Consider the following 12,707-nt stretch of genomic DNA (forward strand, 5'->3'; position numbering starts at 1 on the left):
CGCCGGCAATGGCGCGATGCAGGGGCCGGCGACGGCGCTGCTCGGGCGCACGGTCCACTGGCTGCTGGGCGATCCGGCGCTCGCCGCCCGCCAGCTGCACGCCGCCATCGCCGCCGGTCACCTGACGATCCGCCGTGTCGCGCCGGCCGGCCCGCCTGGCACGGCCGAGGTGACGGCGCCGGATGGGCAGCGGGTCACGGTGCCGCTGCATCGCACCGCGCCGGGTCGTTTCGAAGCCGCGATGCCGGCTGGCGGGCCCGGCGTGTGGCGGGTTTCGGCGGGCGGGCGCACCGCCTACGCCGCGGCTTCGGACGAGGATCCGGCCGAGCAGGAGGACCTCGCCGCCACCAGCCGGCGCTTTGCCCCGCTCGTCCACCGCAGCTCCGGGCGAATCGTCTGGCTGGCACGCACCCCTGAGCCGGGCTGGACCGGGCTCTACCGGCCGCGCCATGCCCGCCTGGTGACGGGCGAGCGCGACATCAGGCTGCCGCCGGCGATTCCCGGCGCGATCCTGGGGTTGCTGCTGGTCGCCGCCGGCTGGTGGCGCGAGCGCGCCTGAGCCGGAAGCGACGCGGCATTAGAGCACTTTCCGATCCATCCGGATCGGGTGTCGTGCTCTATGATATTGATAGACAGAGCATCTTTATCCGATCAGATCACTCCATCTGATCGGATGATGCTCTATGGTATTGATAAATAGAGCATCTTTATCTGATCAGATGATGCTCTAGGCGGCGATGGTCCTGGCGAAGCGGGTCTTGCCGTTCATGTCGATAAAGGCGAAGCTGATCTCTCCGTGGGTTACCGAGGTGGTCAGAAACCCGTGCGCACCGAGGGCGAAGCCCGCCCGGCTCGGCGTGCCCGGCGTGTAGATTTCCGAGCCGACGCCGTTCGTCACATAGGCGATTCCGCCCATCTCGACATATTGCATGCAGTGATCGTGGCCGTTGATGTAGAGCTTGACTGCGTGCCGGCGCAGCACCGGTTCGAGCGCGGCGATGAGGTCCGGCTGGTCATGGTCCGCGCCGCCGAGCGCGGTGTAGATCGGGTGATGGCCGACCACGATCTTCCACCGCGCCTTCGAGCGGCCGAGCGCCGTGTCGAGCCAGGCCCGCTGCGCGCGCGGGTCTTGCCCGGAAATGTCGGTCACCGTGCCGAGATACTTGCGGATGAAGGGCGAGGTATCGAGGAAGAAAATCTCGACCGTGGTGCCATCCGCGAGGGTTTCGGCATGGGTATGGTAGCGGGCGGGCAGCTGCCAGCGCCGCGAATGCGCCGAATAGTCGAGCTGCGCTGGCACATTGCCGCGATAGTCGTGATTCCCCAGGATCACCTTCCAGGGACGTTGCAGCGACGCCTGGTGATAGACATCCTCGAAGCTGGTCTTCCACTGCGGATCGCTGACGGAGGTCACGCCGGACTCGTAGAAATTATCGCCGAGCGACAGGATGAAGCGCGGCGCGTCCGATGCGGCGCGGTCGGCCATCGCCTGTGCGACATTGCGCTGGTGGTGGGCGCCATTGCGGCCCCAGTCGCCGATCGAGATGAAATTGAAGGGGGCCGGCGCTGCGGCCTGTGCCGTGGGGGCGGCGGCGAGCAGCGATGCCGCGGTGAGTTCGGCGCCGGTGCCGATGAAACCGCGTCGGGAAATCGTCATGGGAGTGTCTCCGTCGGTCGTACGGCGCCTCGTCTAGCCCGCTGTCCCTGCCGTGTCATATGACAAGACGGCGACAGCGGACGGCGCCTTGCGGCGCCGTCCCGGGTGTCAGCGGGCGAGTTTGGCCGCGATCTCGGCGACGTGCTTGCCCTGGGCGCGGGCGATGGCGAGTTCGTTGGCGCTCGGCTGGCGGGAGCCGTCGCTGCCGGCGAGCGTCGTCGCGCCATAGGGCGTGCCGCCGGTGATCTCGTTCATGTTGGTCAGCTCGGGGTTGGAATAGGGAACGCCGACCACGATCATGCCGTGATGGAACAGCGTGGTGTGGAACGAGGTGATGGTGGTCTCCTGCCCGCCATGCTGGCTGCCGGTCGAGGCGAACACCGAGCCGACCTTGCCGATCAGCGCGCCCTTGGCCCACAGGCCGCCGGTCTGGTCGAGGAAGTTGCGCATCTGGCCGCACATGTTGCCGAAGCGGGTGGGGGTGCCGAAAATGATGGCGTCGTAATCGGCGAGTTCCGCCGGGTTCGCCACCGGCGCGTCCTGCTCGGTCTTGGCATGGATCGCCTTCGCGGTGTCTTCGGGCATGGTTTCCGGCACGCGCTTGACCACCACCTCGGCACCGGCGGCCTTCGCCCCTTCCGCCACCGCCGTCGCCATCGTCTCAACATGGCCCCAGGTGCTGTAGTAAAGTACGAGAACTTTCGCCATTTCCGTCTCTCCGTCAGGTTGCAATGCGACCGCTATACGCCGCAATTCTTTCGATATCAAACGTTATCTGATGACAATTCGGTGTCCGGCTCACCGCGCTTCGGCGATCCAGTCGTCGATCAGCCTGCGCGCGATCGAATCCCGCGGCGGCAGGTTGAATCCGGCCGCATGGCGGTTCGCGAGGTCCTCGCGGGTGAACCAGGCGGCGGCGCGCATTTCCTCGGCATCGAGCGTGATCGCCTCGCTCATCGCCTCGGCGCGGAAGCCCAGCATCAGCGATGCCGGGAACGGCCAGGGCTGGCTGCCGGTATAGGCCACCGGCCCGACCTCGACGCCGACCTCCTCCATCGTTTCCCGGCGCACGGCGTCCTCGAGGCTTTCGCCGGGCTCGACGAAGCCGGCGAGGGTCGAGAACATGTTCCGCTCGGGCGGAAATTTCTGCGACTGGCCGAGCAGCACGCGATCGCCCTTCGCCACCAGCATGATCACCGCCGGATCGGTGCGCGGGAAATGCTCCGTGCCGCATTGCGTGCAGCGCATGGTGTGGCCGCCGCGCTCCGGCGTGCAGCTGCCGCCGCATACGCCGCAGAATTTGTGGCGGGATCGCCAGTAGAGCAGGCCGCGCGCGGTGGCGAGCAGCCCGGCTTCCTCGGCCGGCAGCGTCGCGGTCAGCCCGCGCAGTTCGAGAAACGCGCCGCGCGGCCGGCGCAGCGCATCGAGCGGCGCCTCATGCGCTGACAGATCGACCGCGAAAACCGGGCTGCCGTTCATCAGCCCGAGAAAGACGCTCTCCCTCGCGTCCTCGCGCGGCGGAGCGTCGAGCACGGCGCGGGGCTCGGGTTCGGCGGCGATCAGCAGCTTGCCGCGCCAGTAGGCGACGAAGCCGGCGCCGGCATCGGCGCGCGCCGCCGCCAGCCAGCCGGCATCGGTGCGGCGGTGGCTGGCGCGGTCGAGCCGGGCGGAGCTGTAGAGCAGGGCGGAGGGGGGCGGGATGTCGTGCATGGCGGGAAGGTGGCATTGGTCCTGCGCGCCGGCAAGCCGGCCTTGCAAAGCGGCGTCAAAGGATAGATATGGAAAGCGGGAGGCCGGTCGCGGACGGGCGCCTCGCCAACCCGGTCAGGGCCGGAAGGCAGCAGCCGCAACGAGTTTCCGCACGGGTCGCGGTTCCGGTCTCCCACCTCTCACTCCTGCCCAGCTCATCGGAGGCGCATGGCCGGTCTGTTCGACGACGACGAGACGGACGATCAGCCCAGGTCCGAGCCGCCGCCGCCGGGGCCCTCGCTGTTCGGCGACGACGAACTGCCCGAGGCCGCAGCCCCGGTCCATGCCGAATCCTACCGCGTCCTCGCCCGCAAATACCGCCCGACCACCTTCGACGACCTGATCGGTCAGGACGGGCTGGTCCGCACCCTGCGCAATGCCTTCGCGATGAATCGGATCGCCCATGCCTTCATGCTCACCGGCGTGCGCGGTGTGGGCAAGACGACCACGGCGCGGATTCTCGCCCGCGCGCTGAACTGCACCGGGGCGGACGGGCAGGGCGGCCCCACGCCCGATCCCTGCGGCGTCTGCGACAATTGCGTGGCCATTCTCGCCGACCGCCACCCCGACGTGGTGGAGATGGACGCGGCCTCGAACACCGGCGTCGACGACGTGCGCGAAATCATCGAGGCGACGCGCTTCCGCCCGATGATCGCCCGCACCAAGGTGTTCATCATCGACGAAGTCCACATGCTCTCGCGCAACGCCTTCAACGCGCTGCTCAAGACGCTTGAGGAACCGCCGCCGCATGTGAAATTCGTGTTCGCCACCACGGAAATCCGCAAGGTGCCGATCACCGTGCTATCGCGCTGTCAGCGTTTCGACCTCAAGCGCGTGCCGGTCGATGTGCTGGCCGCGCATTTCGCCCGCATCGCGGAGAAGGAGGCGGTCGCGGCCGAAAGTGGCGCGCTCGAAGCCATCGCCCGCGCCGCCGACGGGTCGGTGCGCGATGGGCTGTCCCTGCTCGACCAGGCGATCGCCCGCGCCGACGAGGGCGCGCCGGTGACCGCCGAACTGGTGGCCGACATGCTCGGCCTTGCCGATCGCAGCCTCGTCTTCGATCTGCTGGACGCCATCGCCGCCGGCGATCCGGCCGGCGCGCTCGGCGTGATGGACCGCGCGCATGAAGCCGGCGCCGATCCGGTGCTGGTGATGCAGGATCTGCTCGGCCTCGCTCATACGCTCTCGCGCATCAAGGCGATTCCGGCGCTGGCCGAGGGCAGCGAACTGCCCGAGCTTGATCGTGCCCGCGGCGCGCCGCTCGCCGCCCGGCTGTCGGTGCCGTTTCTCGGCCGGCTGTGGCAGATGCTGCTCAAGGGCATCGCCGAGGTGGAGCAGGCGACCGACCGCCGCGCCGCCGCCGACATGATCCTGATCCGCCTCTGCTACGTGTCCGACCTGCCGGCGCCAGGCGAACTCGTCCGCCGCCTCGCCGGCGAGGCGGCGACAATCCGCGGCGGGGCGGCGCCGGCCCCGGCGCCCGGCCCGGCGCCGAGGGCGGTGGTGAACGGCGCCCCGGTCGCGCACGCCCCGGTCGCGCAGGTCGAATCCGCCCCCTCATCCGCCCCGCGCCTTGCCCGCTTCGAGGATGTCATCGCCCTGGCCGGCGAGAAGCGCGACGCCCTGCTCTATGCCCATCTCCGCCACGACGCCCGGCTGGTGCGCTTCGCCCCGCCGGTGATCGAACTGAATCTCGCGCCCGAGGCGCCACGCGATCTCTCGTCCCGCCTCGCCAGGTTTCTCGAGGCCGAAACCGGGCGGCGCTGGACCATCGCCCTATCCCGCGCTGCCGGCGCGCCGAGCATGGTCGAGGCCGAAACCACGGCGCGCGAGACGGCGCGCGACGAGGCGCTGGATCATCCGCTGGTGAGGGCCATCTTCGAGACGTTTCCCGGTGCGAAGATCGCCAGTGTGGAGGTCGATGCGCCGCCCGCCCTTGCGGAGCCGCCCGCGATGGATGATGACCGCTTCGACGATGTCCCGCCGATTTCCGACGACGACATCGCCGACGCCATGGAGATCGACTGATGAAGAACCTCGCCGGCCTGATGAAGCAGGCCCAGCAAATGCAGCAGAACATGCAGGAGATGCAGTCGCGTCTCGAAGCGATGGACATCCGGGGCGAGGCCGGCGCCGGTCTGGTGAAGGTCACGCTGTCCGGCAAGGGCGAGATGAAGGGGATCGAGATCGACCCCAAGCTGATCGACCCGAGCGATGCCGAGATGCTCCAGGATCTGATCCTCGCCGCCCATCGCGACGCCAAGTCGCGGCTGGAGGCGGTTGCCGCCGAGGAAATGCAGAAGGTAACCGGCGGGATTTCGCTGCCCCCCGGCATGAAACTGCCGTTCTGAGGTCGCAGCGGCGGATCGTCCCGCGATGATGGGGCCCGAGATCGAGCGGCTGGTCGGGCTGATGGCGCGGCTGCCGGGCCTTGGCCCGCGTTCCGCCCGGCGCATCGTGCTGAAGCTGATGGCCGAGCGCGAGCAGCGCCTGCTGCCGCTGATCGCCGCCCTCGATGCCGCCTGCCAGCGCGTCGCGGTCTGCCCGACCTGCGGCGGGCTCGACTCCGAGCAGCCCTGCGCCATCTGCGCCGACATCGCCCGCGAGCCGCTGATCTGCGTGGTCGAGTCGGTGGCGGACCAATGGGCGCTGGAGCGTACCGCCGTCTATCGCGGCCGCTATCACATCCTCGGCGGATTGCTTTCGGCCATCGCCGGCCGTGGCCCCGAGGAACTCGGGATCGACCGGCTGCTCACCCGGCTCGACGGGTCGGTGCGCGAGGTGATCCTCGCCCTGCCGGCCACCGTCGATGGTCAGGCGACCACCCATTACCTCACCGAACGCCTCGCCGCCTGCGGCGCCAGCGTCACCCGGCTGGCCCAGGGTGTGCCCGTCGGCGGCAGCATCGAAATCCTCGACGAGGGCACGCTCGCCCTCGCTCTCTCCGCCCGCCGCGCCGCCGGATGATGCCGCTGATTCGCGACGGCCGCGACCTCAGGGTCGATTTCTTCCGCGGCATCGCGCTGTTCTGCATCTTTCTCGATCACATCCCGCATGACACGCTCGCCCGCTTCACCGTGCGCAACCTCGCGCTGAACGACGCGACGGAAATCTTCATCCTGCTCGCCGGCTTCGCCGCCGCCCTCGTCTATGGCCGCAAGCTGGACCGCGCCGGGCCGCTCTCCGCCTCGGCGGACATGCTCAAGCGGGCGTGGACGCTCTATATCGCGCATATCTTCCTCTTCGTGCTGTTCGCCGCCCAGGTCGCCTTCGCCGCAACCTGGCTCGGCCGGCCGCAATATCTCTCCGGCGTCGGCATCGACCATCTGGCGGCGAAGCCGCTCGCGGCGATCATCGAGGCGGTGCCGCTGCTCTACCAGCCGGCCTATCTCAACGTGCTGCCGCTCTATGTCGCGATCATGGGCGGGCTGGCGCCGCTGCTCTTCATGCTGCGCTTCCCGCGCACGCTGCTCGCGCTCAGCGTGGCACTCTATGCCGGCGCGCGGATCCATGGCTGGAACCTGCCGACCCACGGCGGCCATGGCTGGTTCTTCAACCCCTTCACCTGGCAGCTGCTCTTCGTGCTCGGCATGCTGTTCTCCCGCCACGGCAGGCCGGCGCTGCCGGGCCTTGCGACCGACATCGCCGCGGTGCTGCTGCTTCTGGTCGGCTTCGCGATCCTGCTGACCACCTGGCTCGAACCCTCGCTCGCCCGGCACATCCCCGCGGCGCTGCGGCCGCTGGTCCGCAATATCGACAAGACCGGGCTTCATCCCTACCGGCTGGTCTCGATCCTGTCGCTGGCCTGGCTCGCCGCCCGCCATCTGCGCGCCGATGCGCGGCTGCTGAAAGCCCGCCTGTCGCGCGTGTTCATCCTGATCGGCCAGTATGGCCTGCCGACCTATTGCGCCAGCATCCTGCTCTCCTACGCCGGGCGGATCGTGATGGACACCGATCATGGCTGGGCGATGCAGGTCGTCGTCAACCTCGCCGGCCTCGCCGCCCTGCTCGGCGTGGCCGCGCTCTCCGCCTGGTACAGGGTGAAAGATGCCAAACCGTCCGTTGCATAGTCTTGTTCTCGCGCTCGTGCTCGCCTGGGCCGGCGTCGCCGCCGCGGCACCCGCCTGCCCGGCCGTGCCGGCGCAATATCTGCGCCTGCCGCATCTGCGCGCGGCGATCCATCGCGGCCAGCCGGTGGTGATCGCCGCGATCGGGTCGTCGTCCACCTGGGGGGCGATGGCGCACGATATCGGCGATTCCTATCCGGCGATGCTCCAGGACGAGCTGGGCGACCGCCTGCCGGATGCCGAGATCAGCGTGATCAATCGCGGCATCGGCGGCGAGGATGCGCTGCGCGAGGACCGCCGGATGGCGCGCGACGTGCTTGCCCTGCGGCCCGCGCTGGTGATCTGGCAGGTCGGCGCCAACGCAGCGATGCGCGGCGAATCGCCGGACCGGTTCACGGCTCTGGTCGAGCAGGGACTGCGCCGGCTGCGCGCCGCCGATCTCGACGTGGTACTGATGGACAACCAGCGCTCGCGCCGCCTGCTGAGCGCGCCGGACAATGCGCGGATCAACGCGGCGCTCGCCCATCTCGCCCGGCGCTACCGGGTCGGGCTGTTCTCGCGCGATGCGCTGATGCGCGCCTGGGCCCGCGCCGGCGCCGCCCCCGCCGGTTTTCTCGCCGCGGATGGCATGCACATGAACGACCGCGGCTATGCCTGCACCGCCGCGGCGCTGGCCGATTCGATCGTCGCCGCGGTGAAATAGAGCATCATCCGATCAGATGGAGTCATTTGATCGGATAAAGATGCTCTGGGTATCAATATGATAGAGCACTGCATCCGATCCTGATGGATCGGAAAGCGCTCTGGCGTTCAGGCGTCGGGTTCGAGCGCCTCGGGCCGGTAGCCGAGCGCATTCAGCCCTTCTTCGAGCATGTCGCCAAGGCCGGCCTCGCCGAGTAGGGTGCCGGCGAGGCTGCCATCGATCTGCTCGGCCGCCTGGGCCCGGGCGTCGTCCCACTCCTCCCGGGCGAAATCGCCGCGGCCGATCAGGAACAGCGCCAGCAGGTCGACCGCCGCTTCGTCGGAGAGTTGATCGATCGCCTCGCGCAATTCGGCCTCGCTGTCATCGGGGGCCTGCTCGTCCAGCATGTCGGTCTCTTCCTCGGGCGGGGGTGTGCCGGCCGGGCTTTCCTCCTCCGGCTCCACCGGCGGCACCTGCGCCTCGGCGGCGCGCGCCTTGAGGATGATGAACGCGACATGCTCGGGCGCGATGTCGAGCGGAACCGGCTCGGGTTCCTCGGTGTCGATCACGCGCTTGCGGTCACGATCCGGGTTGGCCATGGCGGAGTCTCCTCATCGGTCCGACTCCGCATCTGTGCATCGCGCCGTCCGGTTTGAACCCCTCCGGAAGGCGAAGATGTCAGCGCGAGGCCCGCGCGGTGTCCTTGGTCACGGTCGGATCGTCGGCGAGTTTCGGATTGCCCCGGCGCAGCCGGTGCTCGCCCAGCAGCAGCAGGATCGGCGCCGCGATATAGATCGACGACGAGGTGCCGACGACGATGCCGAACAGCATCACCCAGGCGAAGCCGGAGAGCGAGGCGCCGCCGAACAGCGCGAGCGGCAGGGCGGCGAGGAATACCGTGCTGGAGGTGCCGAGCGTGCGGTTGAGGGTTTCGTTGATCGAGAGGTCGATCAGCTCGCGCAGCGGCATGGTCTTGTATTTGCGCAGGTTCTCCCGCATCCGGTCATAGACCACCACCTTGTCGTTGGTGGAATAGCCGATCACGGTCAGGATCGCGGCGATGGTGACGAGGTCGAAGGGCAGGCGGGTGATGACCATGAAGCCGATCGTCTTGGTCACGTCGAGGATCAGCGTCGCCACCGCGCCGACGGCGAACTGCCACTCGAAGCGGAACCAGATATAGACGAGGATCATCAGGAAGCTGATCCCGAGCGCGATCAGCCCCTGCTGGAACAGCGTCGCCGAGACCGAGGCGCCGATCGCCTGGGTCGAGAGGATTTTGGCGCCCGGCAGGTTCTGCTTCACCACCCCTTCCGCGGCGGCGAGGGATTTCTGCGTATCCTTGGCGTTGTCCTGCGACTCCAGGCTGATGAGCACGCCCTTGTCGCCGCCGAAGCTTTGCAGCGAGGCGCCGGGCAGGTGGGCCGCGGCAAGTTCCGCGCGCAGCCTGGTGAAATCCGGCGTCTGCGGGGTCGCCACCTGGATGACGACGCCGCCACGGAAATCGAGGCCGAGATTGAGGCCGGGATGGAAGAACAGGATCAGCGACGCGGTCGAGAGGATGGCCGAGACCGCGAGGCCGATGAACCGTCCCTTCATGAACTGGATGCGCGTGCCGTCCGGCACCAGGCGGAAGGCGGGGCGGGTGAGGAACTTCATGTCGCGGGCCTCAGAGAACCGGCAGCGCGGCCGGGCGGCGCGCGACATACCAGCGCGCCGTGATCAGCCGGACCAGCACGGTCGATGTGAACAGGGTTGTGATGATGCCGACACAGATGGTCACCGCGAAGCCGCGCACCGGCGGCGATCCGAAGATGAACAGCATGATGTGGGCGAGCAGCGTGGTCACGTTGCTGTCGATGATGGTGCTGTAGGCGCGCTTGTAGCCGGCCTCGAGTGCGGCGAGCGGCCTGCGGCCGAGCTTGACCTCCTCGCGCACGCGCTCGTTGATCAGCACGTTGGAGTCCACCGCCATGCCGAGCGTGAGCAGGATGCCCGCCATGCCCGGCAGCGTCAGCGTCGCCCCCATCAGCGACAGCACCGCGATCAGCAGCAGCAGGTTGACCACCAGCGCGATGTTCGCGAACCAGCCGAACAGGCCGTAGAAACTCGCCATGAAGGTGATGACCAGCACGAAGCCCACCGCCAGCGAAACGATACCGGCGCGGATCGCGTCCGCTCCGAGTTCCGGGCCGACGCTCTGCTGTTCGACCACCTTGAGCGGGGCGGGCAGGGCGCCCGCGCGCAGCAGCAGCGCGAGGTCGGACGCGCTCTTGGCGGTGAAGCTGCCCGAAATCTGCCCCGCCCGCCGACGATCGGCGTGCGGATGACCGGCGCCTCGATGATCTTGTGATCGAGTTCGATCGCGAACAGCTTGCCGACGTTATGGGTCGTGATGTCGGCGAACTTGCGGGCGCCGACGCTGTTGAAGGTGAAGTTCACCACCCATTGCCCGCTCTGCGGGTCCTGCCCGGCCTGGGCGTTGGTCAGGTCGGCGCCGTCGACCGCGACGCGCGAGCGGATCGCGAGCTTGCGGCCGCTGCGATCGCTCATCGGCAGGATCTCGACGCCGGGTGGCGGCGTCTTGGTCTCCGGGTTCACGTCCTCGGCGACCATGTGGAAGGTCATGTGCGCGGTCTTGCCGAGCAGTTTCTTGATCTGGTTCGGGTCGGACACGCCGGGGAGCTGGATGACGATCTGGTCGGCGCCCTGCCGCGCGATCTGCGGATCGACCACGCCGCTGCCATCGATGCGGCGGCCGATGATGGTGATCGACTGGGCGATGGCCTGGGTCTGCTTGGCGATCAGCGCCGGGCGGGAGAGGGTGAGCGTTGCCGCCCCCGCATCCGTCACCTTCACGTCGAGGTCGGGCGCGCCGCCGGCGGCGGCCACCGGCGAGACGAGCTTCGCAAGCAGCTGGCGCACCTTTGCGGCATCCGCCGGCTTGACCAGGTTGAACTGCACCCGCCGCCCCGCGACATCGCCGCCCAGATCGGTATAGCCGATATCGGCCTGCAACAGGGTGTGGCGCACCTCGTCGGTCAGGTTGGCGAGCTGCTCCTTCACCACCGCGTTCATGTCGATCTGCATCAGCAGATACGATCCGCCGCGCAGGTCGAGCCCGAGATGGATCTGCGGCCAGGGAATGGACTGGGCCGGGCGCTTGATCAGGTTCGGCAGCGTGAGCAGCACGCCCACCGCGCAGAACAGCACGATCAGGGTGGTTTTCAGGCGCGTGAAGTAAAGCATGACAGGCGAAGGGCTCCCAACGGCGACGCATGGGTGGTATGGCGGCCTCGGCTTGCCGGTGCAAGCCCGCTTCTGTCAGGAACGAAACGCGATGCACAAACTTCGGGTTGGGGTGATCGGGGTCGGCCATTTCGGCCGTTACCATGCGTTGAAGACGGCGGCCGCCACGCGGGCGGACCTCGTCGGCGTTTCCGACCCCGACATGACCCGCGCCGGCGCGGTGGCAGCGGAGGCCGGCTGCGCCGCACTCCCGCTCGATGCGCTGATCGCGGCGGCGGAGGCGGTGATCATCGCCTCGCCCGCCGATACCCATTTCGCGCTCGCCTCCCGCGCGCTTGAGGCCGGGCGCCACGTTCTCGTCGAAAAGCCGATCGCCGCGACGGTGGACGAGGCGGAAGAGCTGGGCCGTCTCGCGCGCGCGCGCGGGCTCGCGCTGCAGGTGGGCCATCTGGAGCGGTTTTCCGCCGCCCACGGCGCGGTCGCGGCGCGGATGGGCAAGCCGCTCTACATCGAGGCGGTGCGGATCGCGCCCTTCAAGCCGCGCGGCACCGACGTGTCCGTGATCCTCGACCTGATGATCCACGATCTCGACCTGATCCTCGCCCTCGTGGCCCAGCCGATCGAGAGCATCGATGCGGTCGGCGCCGCGGTGGCCAGCGCGCATGAGGACATCGCCAACGCCCGCGTGCGCTTCGCCAACGGCTGCGTCGCCACCGTGACCGCGAGCCGCATCTCGATGAAGACCGAGCGGCGGATGCGGATTTTCTCCGAGGCCGGATATCTGGCCGTCGATTTCGCCGCGCGCCGGCTCAGCCTGGTCGGGCGGGGCAGGAAGGCGGGCTGCGCATGCCGGGGTTCGAGGCGTTCGGCATCGAGGAGACGAGCTGGGAGGATCACGACGCGCTCGCCGCGAGCACGCGGCCTTCCACGCCGCCTGCCTTGATGGGGCGCCGGTGCTCGTCGATGCCGAGGCGGGGCGGCTCGCGCTCGAAGCCGCGATCGGCGTTGGCCGTTCGATCATGGAAAGCCGGGCGCGGGCCGAGGCGTCGGGCTTGATCTCGCGGCGCTGAGGCGCGCCGGGTCGCTGCCGGAGCCGCCGGGCTTCAGCCTTTCGGATGAACCGGAACCCCCGCCCGATCCTTCATCGTTACGCTGGCGACTGGACATTTCGAAATCCGTTGTTGACGCGCGAAGCCGGCTGCCGCTACGTCCTTCACGTGTCTGAAACAGTGCTTCCGCTTCCGACGATTCGCATACGTGGCCGCACCTTCATGGCCATGGTGGTCATGCCGGAAGCGCCTTT

Annotated in this window: 10 protein-coding genes, 1 other RNA gene and 3 pseudogenes; 8 read left to right on the top strand and 6 right to left on the bottom strand. The window is 68.7% G+C overall.

The features are described 5' to 3' along the window. A pseudogene (locus tag ACIDOCELLA78_RS000000112395) lies at positions 1 to 559 on the top strand (hypothetical protein); the annotation flags it as partial. 168 nt (positions 560 to 727) lie between these two features. On the opposite strand, the gene ACIDOCELLA78_RS000000112400 reads toward ACIDOCELLA78_RS000000112395, so the two are convergent. From ACIDOCELLA78_RS000000112400 to nudC, 3 genes are all read right to left on the bottom strand, one after another. After that, positions 728 to 1,657 carry a tartrate-resistant acid phosphatase type 5 family protein gene (locus tag ACIDOCELLA78_RS000000112400; protein ID WP_201729813.1) on the bottom strand — a complete coding sequence of 310 codons (930 nt, stop codon included), beginning with the start codon at positions 1,655 to 1,657 and terminating at the stop codon, positions 728 to 730. Positions 1,658 to 1,765: 108 nt separating this feature from the next. Further along, positions 1,766 to 2,365 (bottom strand): NAD(P)H:quinone oxidoreductase, encoded by a 600-nt coding sequence (gene wrbA, locus ACIDOCELLA78_RS000000112405; protein ID WP_201729814.1) that lies wholly within the window; start codon positions 2,363 to 2,365, stop codon positions 1,766 to 1,768. A gap of 90 nt (positions 2,366 to 2,455) precedes the next feature. After that, positions 2,456 to 3,367: an NAD(+) diphosphatase gene (gene nudC, locus ACIDOCELLA78_RS000000112410; RefSeq protein WP_201729815.1), complete on the bottom strand. Its 912-nt coding sequence runs from the start codon at positions 3,365 to 3,367 to the stop codon at positions 2,456 to 2,458. Between the two features lie 78 nt (positions 3,368 to 3,445). Here nudC and ffs point away from each other — a divergent pair. The 6 genes from ffs (at position 3,446) to ACIDOCELLA78_RS000000112440 (ending at position 8,176) form a co-directional block, all read left to right on the top strand. Then, positions 3,446 to 3,543: signal recognition particle sRNA small type (ffs, locus tag ACIDOCELLA78_RS000000112415), an RNA gene on the top strand. A 31-nt stretch (positions 3,544 to 3,574) separates the two neighbouring features. Beyond that, a complete protein-coding gene (locus ACIDOCELLA78_RS000000112420) occupies positions 3,575 to 5,434 on the top strand; it encodes a DNA polymerase III subunit gamma/tau (RefSeq protein WP_201729816.1) in 1,860 nt (619 codons plus the stop codon). Next, entirely contained in the window at positions 5,434 to 5,757 is a 324-nt protein-coding gene (locus ACIDOCELLA78_RS000000112425) for a YbaB/EbfC family nucleoid-associated protein (protein ID WP_201729817.1), read from the top strand. Before ACIDOCELLA78_RS000000112420 ends, ACIDOCELLA78_RS000000112425 begins: the two co-directional genes overlap by 1 nt. A gap of 25 nt (positions 5,758 to 5,782) precedes the next feature. Then, complete coding sequence (gene recR, locus ACIDOCELLA78_RS000000112430) at positions 5,783 to 6,373, top strand: recombination mediator RecR (RefSeq protein WP_201729818.1); 591 nt, start codon at positions 5,783 to 5,785, stop codon at positions 6,371 to 6,373. Then, the gene (locus ACIDOCELLA78_RS000000112435; protein WP_249676825.1) at positions 6,373 to 7,476 is read left to right on the top strand and encodes an OpgC domain-containing protein; all 1,104 of its coding nucleotides are present in this window, start codon (positions 6,373 to 6,375) and stop codon (positions 7,474 to 7,476) included. Before recR ends, ACIDOCELLA78_RS000000112435 begins: the two co-directional genes overlap by 1 nt. After that, entirely contained in the window at positions 7,469 to 8,176 is a 708-nt protein-coding gene (locus ACIDOCELLA78_RS000000112440) for an SGNH/GDSL hydrolase family protein (protein WP_249676828.1), read from the top strand. The genes ACIDOCELLA78_RS000000112435 and ACIDOCELLA78_RS000000112440 overlap by 8 nt, the downstream gene beginning before the upstream one ends. Positions 8,177 to 8,283: 107 nt before the next feature. On the opposite strand, the gene ACIDOCELLA78_RS000000112445 is transcribed toward ACIDOCELLA78_RS000000112440, so the two are convergent. From ACIDOCELLA78_RS000000112445 to secD, 3 genes and pseudogenes are all read right to left on the bottom strand, one after another. Beyond that, positions 8,284 to 8,754: a DUF3775 domain-containing protein gene (locus ACIDOCELLA78_RS000000112445; RefSeq protein ID WP_201729821.1), complete on the bottom strand. Its 471-nt coding sequence runs from the start codon at positions 8,752 to 8,754 to the stop codon at positions 8,284 to 8,286. Positions 8,755 to 8,833: 79 nt separating this feature from the next. Next, the gene (gene secF / locus ACIDOCELLA78_RS000000112450) at positions 8,834 to 9,814 is read right to left on the bottom strand and encodes a protein translocase subunit SecF (RefSeq protein ID WP_201729822.1); all 981 of its coding nucleotides are present in this window, start codon (positions 9,812 to 9,814) and stop codon (positions 8,834 to 8,836) included. 10 nt (positions 9,815 to 9,824) lie between these two features. Further along, positions 9,825 to 11,404 (bottom strand): annotated as a pseudogene (gene secD / locus ACIDOCELLA78_RS000000112455) (protein translocase subunit SecD). 91 nt (positions 11,405 to 11,495) lie between these two features. Here secD and ACIDOCELLA78_RS000000112460 point away from each other — a divergent pair. Further along, a pseudogene (locus tag ACIDOCELLA78_RS000000112460) lies at positions 11,496 to 12,474 on the top strand (Gfo/Idh/MocA family protein). The last annotated feature ends 233 nt before the right edge of the window (positions 12,475 to 12,707 follow it).

The organism is Acidocella sp. C78, from assembly GCF_907164655.1.

Excerpts from the sequence above, each read along its gene's own strand:
- ACIDOCELLA78_RS000000112400 (WP_201729813.1), bottom strand. The coding sequence starts at position 1,657 with ATGACGATTTCCCGACGCGGTTTCATCGGCACCGGCGCCGAACTCACC.
- wrbA (WP_201729814.1), bottom strand. The coding sequence starts at position 2,365 with ATGGCGAAAGTTCTCGTACTTTACTACAGCACCTGGGGCCATGTTGAG.
- nudC (WP_201729815.1), bottom strand. The coding sequence starts at position 3,367 with ATGCACGACATCCCGCCCCCCTCCGCCCTGCTCTACAGCTCCGCCCGG.
- ACIDOCELLA78_RS000000112420 (WP_201729816.1), top strand. The coding sequence starts at position 3,575 with ATGGCCGGTCTGTTCGACGACGACGAGACGGACGATCAGCCCAGGTCC.
- ACIDOCELLA78_RS000000112425 (WP_201729817.1), top strand. The coding sequence starts at position 5,434 with ATGAAGAACCTCGCCGGCCTGATGAAGCAGGCCCAGCAAATGCAGCAG.
- recR (WP_201729818.1), top strand. The coding sequence starts at position 5,783 with ATGATGGGGCCCGAGATCGAGCGGCTGGTCGGGCTGATGGCGCGGCTG.
- ACIDOCELLA78_RS000000112435 (WP_249676825.1), top strand. The coding sequence starts at position 6,373 with ATGCCGCTGATTCGCGACGGCCGCGACCTCAGGGTCGATTTCTTCCGC.
- ACIDOCELLA78_RS000000112445 (WP_201729821.1), bottom strand. The coding sequence starts at position 8,754 with ATGGCCAACCCGGATCGTGACCGCAAGCGCGTGATCGACACCGAGGAA.
- secF (WP_201729822.1), bottom strand. The coding sequence starts at position 9,814 with ATGAAGTTCCTCACCCGCCCCGCCTTCCGCCTGGTGCCGGACGGCACG.